Source organism: Methanohalophilus sp. DAL1 (assembly GCF_001683555.1).
GTDB lineage: Archaea > Halobacteriota > Methanosarcinia > Methanosarcinales > Methanosarcinaceae > Methanohalophilus > Methanohalophilus euhalobius.
On record NZ_MAFX01000045.1, the window covers coordinates 1 to 7,173 of the forward strand.

At 38.7% G+C, this 7,173-nt stretch carries 8 protein-coding genes; all 8 read left to right on the forward strand.

Annotated elements, in window-relative coordinates; genetic code table 11:
* Positions 1 to 455 (forward strand): glycosyltransferase (locus A9957_RS08280; RefSeq protein ID WP_292343858.1); only part of this gene is annotated, 455 nt, incomplete at its 5' end.
* Positions 452 to 1,561, forward strand: a complete 1,110-nt coding sequence (locus tag A9957_RS08285) for a glycosyltransferase (protein WP_292343860.1) — start codon at positions 452 to 454, stop codon at positions 1,559 to 1,561. The genes A9957_RS08280 and A9957_RS08285, both read left to right, overlap by 4 nt.
* On the forward strand, positions 1,558 to 2,496 hold the full coding sequence (locus A9957_RS08290) for a glycosyltransferase family 2 protein (RefSeq protein WP_292343862.1): 939 nt from the start codon (positions 1,558 to 1,560) through the stop codon (positions 2,494 to 2,496). The genes A9957_RS08285 and A9957_RS08290 overlap by 4 nt, the downstream gene beginning before the upstream one ends.
* Before the next feature lie 202 nt (positions 2,497 to 2,698).
* Positions 2,699 to 3,664 (forward strand): dTDP-glucose 4,6-dehydratase, encoded by a 966-nt coding sequence (gene rfbB / locus A9957_RS08295; protein WP_292343865.1) that lies wholly within the window; start codon positions 2,699 to 2,701, stop codon positions 3,662 to 3,664.
* A complete protein-coding gene (gene rfbD, locus A9957_RS08300; RefSeq protein ID WP_292343867.1) occupies positions 3,637 to 4,446 on the forward strand; it encodes a dTDP-4-dehydrorhamnose reductase in 810 nt (269 codons plus the stop codon). Before rfbB ends, rfbD begins: the two co-directional genes overlap by 28 nt.
* A complete protein-coding gene (locus A9957_RS08305; RefSeq protein WP_292343869.1) occupies positions 4,443 to 5,156 on the forward strand; it encodes a sugar phosphate nucleotidyltransferase in 714 nt (237 codons plus the stop codon). The genes rfbD and A9957_RS08305 overlap by 4 nt, the downstream gene beginning before the upstream one ends.
* Positions 5,157 to 5,159: 3 nt before the next feature.
* Positions 5,160 to 5,921 (forward strand): ABC transporter permease, encoded by a 762-nt coding sequence (locus A9957_RS08310; RefSeq protein WP_292343872.1) that lies wholly within the window; start codon positions 5,160 to 5,162, stop codon positions 5,919 to 5,921.
* A 3-nt stretch (positions 5,922 to 5,924) separates the two neighbouring features.
* A partial coding sequence (locus A9957_RS08315) for an ABC transporter ATP-binding protein (protein ID WP_292343873.1) occupies positions 5,925 to 7,173 on the forward strand: 1,249 nt, incomplete at its 3' end.

Sequence of the window (7,173 nt, forward strand, 5' to 3'; positions counted from 1 at the left end):
ACCTCCCGCAACTTAAATGCTGCATCATCGGAGATGGGCCTGAAAAGGACAGGCTGTTAAAACTTTCCCGGGAACTTGAAATCGCCGGTAATGTTGAGTTTGCCGGATTCCTGGAATATGATGCCCTAATTGCCCGGATCAAATCTTCCAGAGTATTTGTCCTGCCTTCAAGCCGTGAAGGGTTTGGAATTATTGTAATAGAAGCATTCGCATGTGGGGTTCCTGTGATCAGCACAAGTTCTCCTATGAATGCAGCCAAACATTTTATAACTAATAAAAATGGATTGGTGGTTGAGAACTATCCCAGCTCCCTTGCAAAAGGAATAATGCAACTTCTCAATTACGATGAAGCGTCCCGGAAAATAATATCACAGGAAGTTGTGGAAACATCCAGATATTTCGATTGGGGATCAATTGTGACTTCCCTGCAAAACAAATACGAGACTTTTCTATGAAAATTGCAATTTTTCATGACTACATTGATGCTATTGGAGGTGGCGAAAAACTTGTCCTTACCCTTGCAAAAGGCCTGGGAGCGGACATCATTACAACGGATATAGATGCTGATTCAATAGATAAGATGGGATTTAATGATGTAAATATCATAAGTCTTGGCGAAACTGTAAAAATGGCACCCTTTAAACAGATGTCAGCATCATGGAAGTTTTCACGATGCAATTTTTCAAAAGACTATGATTTATTCATATTTTCAGGTAACTGGGCACCCTTTGCAGCCAAGAAGCATAAACCGAATATTTATTATTGCCATACTCCTGTAAGGGTTTTTTATGATCTTTATAATGTCTTTATGGATAGACAATCCACTTTAAGCATCTTACCGTTCAAAATATGGGCGACCATTCATAGATATGCTTATGAAAAGTACCTTACTCATGTTGATAAGATCATTGCAAATTCCAATAATGTAAAACAGAGAACCAGGAAGTTCCTGAACAGGGAAGCAGATGTTATTTATCCACCAATAGATGTATCCAAGTTCAAGTTTGAAAAATGTGGTGATTTCTGGCTATCTGTTAATAGGTTGTATCCCGAAAAACGGATAGAGTTACAAATTGAATCATTCAAAATGCTTCCCGGAGAGAGACTTCTAATTGTGGGAGGATTTGCTGAAGCGGACCATGCGTCAGCTTACTACAATAAAATAGTACAGGAATTACCCAAAAATGTAACACTTCTTGGAACAATACCAGAGGAAGAACTTATAAAACTCTATTCCAATTGCAAAGGTTTTCTTATCACTGCCAAAAACGAGGACTTTGGAATGACACCTGTGGAAGCCATGGCTTCCGGTAAAGCGGTTGTTGGAGTGAATGAAGGCGGATGTCTTGAAACTGTAACTGACGGAGTTACAGGTTATCTGGTTCCTCCTGAGTGCCGAAAGATAGTAGAAGCTATAAATATTATTTCTTCAGACCCATTAAAATATAAAGAAGAATGTATTAAGAAAGCTCAAAATTTTAGTACCGATAACTTTTTGAAAGAGATGAGAAAGCAAATCAAATCGCATTACCCTATTAATATGAATTCAAAAAGAGCATGATTAGTATTATAATAGTCAATTACAACGGCAAGCATTTCCTAGAAAACTGCCTGTACTCTATCTCTAATCAGACTTACAAATATTTTGAGGTAATACTGGTAGATAATGCATCTTCTGATGGAAGTGCAGCTTACATAAAGCACTACTACCCATGGGTCAGACTGATACAAAGGGATTTCAATTCCGGTTTTGCAGGAGGTGTAAATCAGGGTATCAAAAAGGCAAAGGGAAAGTATATCCTTACACTTAACAACGATACAACCTTACATCCCCAATTCCTTGAAAAGATGTTGGAATGTATTGAATCAGATGAAAAAGTAGGGTTCTGTGCATCTAAAATGGTTTATCCCGATGGCAGAATCAATTCCACAGGAATCTGTGTTTCCAGAAGTGGAGCTGCATGGGACAGAGGAATGATGGAACACGATGATGGCAAATATGATGAAATGAAAGAAGTATTCGGACCTTGCGCAGGTGCTGCTTTGTATAGAAAAGAAATGTTGGACGAAATTGGTTTTTTTGATACGGATTTCTTTCTCTATTTCGAGGACGTGGATATCGCATTTCGGGCCCGACTTGCCGGATGGAGATGTCTGTATACACCATATGCAAGAGCAACTCATTTACATGGAGGAACTGCGGGTATTGGATCTGATGTAGCCATATATTATGGAAACAGGAATACCCTGTGGTGTGCAATTAAGAATTTTCCATTGAAATTGCTTGTGATTTCCTTACCCTGGATAGTTGGAAGGAATATTGCAATCATTCCTTATTATTCAGTTAAGGGAAAGGGTAGAATAATATTAAAAGCAAAGGCCTCTGCATTGAAAGGTTTATTTAAGACTATTAAAAAAAGGCAACGTTATGATGCCCGGAATTGTCGTAATCTAGAAAGATTCATTAATAAGTGGTGCAGGGTAAAATCCACATAATAGTGAGATAAATGTAAAATAATAAATACGCAACCAGGAAGGTCATACCCAAAAAATAGTTTCCAAATATTATACCAGAAAATACATATATAGAGAATACAGTAAGAACATCCTGATATGTACTCACATTATACAATAGTATGCATGCATGTTTTTTGAAGTTTGGTAGTAGACTCAAAGATATATGAAAGGGTTATGATAAATGAAATGTTCCAAAATGCTGGTTACTGGTGGTTGTGGATTCATAGGCAGTAACTTTATACGTTACATACTGGAAAAATGGCCAGAATGCAAAATCATAAACCTGGATAAACTTACTTACGCAGGAAATCCGGATAATTTGAAAGACCTGGAGTCAAACCATAACTATGATTTTATCCAGGGAGATATCTGTCAATATGAACTTGTCAATGAATTAATGTCATCCGTTGATCAGGTTGTACATTTTGCTGCCGAGAGTCATGTAGATCGCTCTATAGAGGATGGCGATGTTTTCGTTAAGACGAATGTGTTGGGTACTCATACGCTCCTGCGATGTGCACTGGAGAATAAGATAGATCGATTTATTCATGTTTCAACCGATGAGGTCTATGGAAGTATAAAAGAAGGGTCTTTCACAGAAACCGATATACTCAAACCTTCCAGCCCTTATTCTTCATCCAAAGCAAGTTCCGACCTTCTAGCTTTATCCTATTATACAACTTATGGATTACCTGTGATCGTTACACGATGTACCAATAATTTTGGACCTTATCAATATCCCGAAAAATTGATTCCTCTTTTTATTACCAACCTTATGGACGACAAAAAAGTTCCAATATATGGCACAGGGTTGAACGTAAGGGACTGGATATATGTGGAAGATCACTGCGCAGGCATTGATTTTGTAAGACAGTGGGGGAAAGAAGGGGAGATATATAATATTGGTGGTGGAAGTGAACTCACCAACCTGGATATTACATATCGGATATTGGAAGCCCTTGGCAAGGATGAGTCTATGGTCCAATATGTAGAGGACAGGAGGGGGCACGATTACCGTTATTCACTTGATTGTACAAAACTAAAGCAACTCGGATGGCAACCAGAACATGATTTTGATTCTTCTATCAAAAAAACGATTCAATGGTATATGGATAATAGATGGTGGTGGGAGAAATTAAAACAATAATCTTCGGTGCCAATGGGATGCTGGGCAATGACCTATGCAAGTTTTTTCCTGATTCAATCAAGTTTGGCCACAAGGATGTAGACATAACTGATCTTGACAAAGTAACAGATACGCTTGCCGAAATCAGGCCGGATGTTGTGATCAATGCTGCAGCCTATACGAATGTTGATGGCTGCGAAGATGAGCAGGAGATTGCGTTTGTCACCAATGGTGAAGGCCCCGGATATCTTGCAAAGGCATGTGCAGAATCAGGTGCAGTTCTGGTACACTACAGTACAGATTATGTTTTTGACGGCTCAAAAAAGGAGTACTTCGAGTCGGATACAACAAATCCAATCAATATCTACGGTAAATCTAAATTACTCGGAGAAAAGCGTATTTCCGACCAAATGGAAGATTTCAGGATAATAAGGACTTCATGGCTCTTTGGTCTAAAGGGGAATAATTTTGTCAATACAATGCTTGAGTTGTCAGGAAAGATGGAAACCGTAAAAGTTGTCAACGATCAGTTCAGCAAACCCACATATACTTCAGACCTGGCATGTAAGACTTTAGAAATCATCGATAAAGTACCGGGGATATACCACATTACAAATGAAGGCGTGTGCTCGTGGTATGAGTTTTCTTCAGCAATTATTGATAATGTATCCCCATGTTCCAGTGCGGAATTTCCGAGAAAAGCCAGAAGACCGAAATATTCGATTCTGGCAAATTCAAAAACAAGCCCAATGAGGCACTGGAAAGAAGCCCTTAGAGATTATCTGGAGGAGCGCAAAATATGAAAGGAATTATTCTTGCAGGGGGTACAGGTTCAAGACTGTATCCTTTAACCAAAGTGACCAATAAACATCTGCTACCGATCTACGATAAACCAATGATTTGTTACCCTCTGAAACTGCTTATTGATGCAGGCATCAAAGATATTTTGATCGTCTCCGGGAGAGGGCATGCTGGCCACTTCCTTGAGCTTCTCGGATCAGGAGCAAATTTGGGTGTGAATTTTACCTATGAGATTCAGGATGAGGCCGGTGGAATTGCACAGGCCCTCAGTCTCGCAGAGGATTTTGCAGACGATGAACCCGTTACTGTAATACTAGGCGATAATGTATTTGAAGGAAGTATCAGGGAGGCAGTTGAATCATTCAATGGCGGTGCGAAGATTTTCCTGAAAGAAGTTGAATACGCCAAACGTTTCGGAGTCGCGGAGATCGACGGGGATAAAATCGTTTCGATAGAAGAGAAACCCGAAAAACCGAAATCCAATTACGCAGTTACGGGGCTTTATATCTACGATTCCCATGTATTTGATATAATCAAACAGTTGAAACCGTCCCACAGAGGGGAACTGGAGATTACTGATGTTAATAATGCGTACATCAGCAATGGAGAGATGGAATACTCAATTGTGGATGGTTACTGGACAGATGCCGGAACTATGGAATCCCTGTTTAGGGCCAATCAGCTGGTAAGAGAATCAAGAATGGGAAAATGAAAAATGTACCTGTTTGATTATAGTGAGTTGATCAAAAATCTGGTTATCAGTGACCTCAAAATAAAATACCAGAGCTCGATTCTAGGTTTTATCTGGTCAATGTTAAACCCACTTTTGATGATGCTGATTTTGTATGCTGTATTCAGCAATGTATTCAGATTTGAACAGGAACATTTCGCACTTTACCTGCTGATTGGAATCATAGCCTGGCGTTTTCTGCAGAACGGAACCATGGTTGCAATGTCATCAATTGTCGGGAAAGCAAACCTTGTAACCAAGGTATATATCCCCCGTGAGATACTTCCGTTCAGTATGACAATGTCGGCATTTATAAGCTCAATACTTGAGTTTCTAGTGCTTATTCCCCTATTGATCATATTCGGAGCAAAAGTATCAGCAACAATTTTATTGTTCCCGATATTGCATACAATCTTTTTTGTAATGGTTTATGGAATTAGTCTGATACTTTCCTCACTCTATGTGTATTTTAGAGACCTGAACCAGATATGGGACCTCCTTTTACAGATTGGCTTTTACGCTTCCCCGATCATTTATCCCCTGTCCCTTGTGCCTGAGAAATATGTAGAGTATTATATGTTGAACCCAATAACAAGACTGATGGTAATGTACAGGGATATACTGCTGTATCACACCATCCCATCAATTTCCGATTTTCTGCTTGTTACAGGGTTTGCCCTGACACTTATGATCGTCGGGTCCGGCATATTTAATAAATTGTCACGCAAGTTCGCTGAGGAGGTATGATAGTTGCTGAAACTAAAGTTAGGACCTGAATCCAGAGTAGAATCAGAGTATGCAATTGAAGTTAATAGTGTATCCAAATGTTTCAAGGTACCTCATGAGAAGAAGACAACTGTTTATGATAATATTATCGGGAAAATTACGGGTCGGTCTTACAGTTACGAAATATTTGAAGCTCTTAAAGATGTCAGTTTTAAAGTGAAAAAGGGTGAAACCTTTGGAATAATCGGGGAAAACGGTTCTGGAAAAAGTACGCTATTAAAGATACTGGCAGGTGTTCTGGTACCTGATAAAGGCTCTGTTTCAATAAATGAGAGGATTGCACCGTTTCTGGAATTGGGAGTTGGATTCCAGCCAGAGCTTACAGCGTTTGAAAATGTATACCTGTACGGAGCAATAATGGGAATGAAGCGTAAAGATATGGATATGAAAATAGATTCCATTTTTGAGTTTGCCGAACTTGAAAGATTCAAGAATTCCAAACTCAAGAATTTCTCATCAGGAATGTATGCCAGACTGGCCTTTGCAACTGCAATTTCCACTGACCCCGATGTTCTTTTGATTGATGAAGTTCTTTCAGTTGGCGATGCCGCATTCCAATCAAAATGTTATGATAAGATCAATGAGTATAAGCAAAAAAGAAAAACAATTGTATTTGTTTCACATTCATTGGGAACAATTGAAGAAATTTGTGATGAGTGTCTATTTCTGCATAAAGGGAACTTTGAATCAATTGGCGCCACTGAAGATGTTATCAGTGATTATCTTAGCTTTGTAAGTCAAAAAGAAACAGAGAGAATGCTGGATGAATACCAAAATAAACAAAAAGAAATCGAAAAAAGTGGTGGAGAAAGCTGGGGCTCCAAAGAAGTAAAAATAACAGAAATAAAATTCTATAACAATAATGGTGAAGCATATATTTTCCAGACAGGCCAGGAATTCATAGCAAAAATAAAGTATACTGCAAAAAGAAAAGTTGAATATCCGGTTTTTGGCGTTGCTATCTACAAAGGCAGTGTAAATGTTACAGGCCCAAATACTAAGCTCTGCAAAAAAGAAATAGATTTTGTCGAAGGTGATGGAGAAATTGATTTTATAATTGATGATTTACCCCTGCTGGATGGAGATTATAAGTTCTCTGCTGCCATATATGATAGTTCATGCCAACATCCATACGATCATCAGCATTGTGTGCATGAGTTCAAAGTCAAGAACGTATCAATCAAAAATCATGGGTTATTCGATATACCTGCAA

What these genes read in the sequence shown, in the direction of transcription:
- A9957_RS08285 (WP_292343860.1), top strand. Translation starts at nt 452, where the DNA reads ATGAAAATTGCAATTTTTCATGACTACATTGATGCTATTGGAGGTGGC.
- A9957_RS08290 (WP_292343862.1), top strand. Translation starts at nt 1,558, where the DNA reads ATGATTAGTATTATAATAGTCAATTACAACGGCAAGCATTTCCTAGAA.
- rfbB (WP_292343865.1), top strand. Translation starts at nt 2,699, where the DNA reads ATGAAATGTTCCAAAATGCTGGTTACTGGTGGTTGTGGATTCATAGGC.
- rfbD (WP_292343867.1), top strand. Translation starts at nt 3,637, where the DNA reads ATGGTGGTGGGAGAAATTAAAACAATAATCTTCGGTGCCAATGGGATG.
- A9957_RS08305 (WP_292343869.1), top strand. Translation starts at nt 4,443, where the DNA reads ATGAAAGGAATTATTCTTGCAGGGGGTACAGGTTCAAGACTGTATCCT.
- A9957_RS08310 (WP_292343872.1), top strand. Translation starts at nt 5,160, where the DNA reads ATGTACCTGTTTGATTATAGTGAGTTGATCAAAAATCTGGTTATCAGT.